Source organism: Mycobacterium sp. (genome assembly GCF_008709575.1).
GTDB lineage: Bacteria > Actinomycetota > Actinomycetes > Mycobacteriales > Mycobacteriaceae > Mycobacterium.
Map to the genome: position 1 here is coordinate 1 of NZ_VYIK01000424.1, position 644 is coordinate 644.

General features: G+C 72.5%; 2 pseudogenes. One reads left to right on the forward strand and one right to left on the reverse strand.

Annotation, left to right across the window (positions count from 1 at the left end):
• Positions 1–142: pseudogene (locus F6Q13_RS19375) on the forward strand (LLM class F420-dependent oxidoreductase); the annotation flags it as partial.
• A 154-nt stretch (positions 143–296) separates the two neighbouring features.
• Here the strand turns inward: F6Q13_RS19375 and F6Q13_RS19380 are convergent.
• A pseudogene (locus F6Q13_RS19380) lies at positions 297–644 on the reverse strand (hypothetical protein); the annotation flags it as partial.

Below are 644 nucleotides of genomic sequence, written 5' to 3' on the forward strand. Positions count from 1 at the left end.
CGGGCCGCGGGGATTCGTGGCCGAGCGGGTGGCGGCGTTCGCCGAGGCCGGGGTGACGACGCTGTTGGCGACGCCGCTGAGCATCGATCGGGACGAATCCGTGCGCTATGTGGAGGAGCTTCGCCTGTTGTTGCCCGGCTGACCGATTCGCGGCGGGAGAGGGCCACGTTGCCGGTCGGCCGGCAACAGCACCCGACGGTCAGCAAGCTGGCCGATCGTTTGGGATCCGGGCGCGAGGCCGCCCAGGGTGGTGTCGTGGCGCGCGAGCACGTCGGCCAGTCGGGCCGTCAGGTCGGTCATTGGCCGGCCTGTGGCAGCTCGTCGGCGGCGATCTCACACGGGGTCTCGCCCTCCGGCGGCGGCGCCGCCGTGGCGGGCTGCCTCGCTGGCGGCGCGGTATCCTCCGGTGCAGTGTCCTCGACGAGATCTGTTGTGGCCGCAGGGCTTTGACTTGTTGTCGGAATCTCCTCGTCGTCGGCGCCGTCGGTGTCGTCGGCGCCGGTCGGGACGGTAGCATCCTCGTCGGGCCGATCCTCGACGGGCTCGTCGGCCTCGTCGGCCGGGGCCGCGGCATGGGCGGACTCCGGGACGGCGGCGCCGAATCGGTTCAGCACTGCCCGCGATCGGGCGGTGGTGGCCTCGAA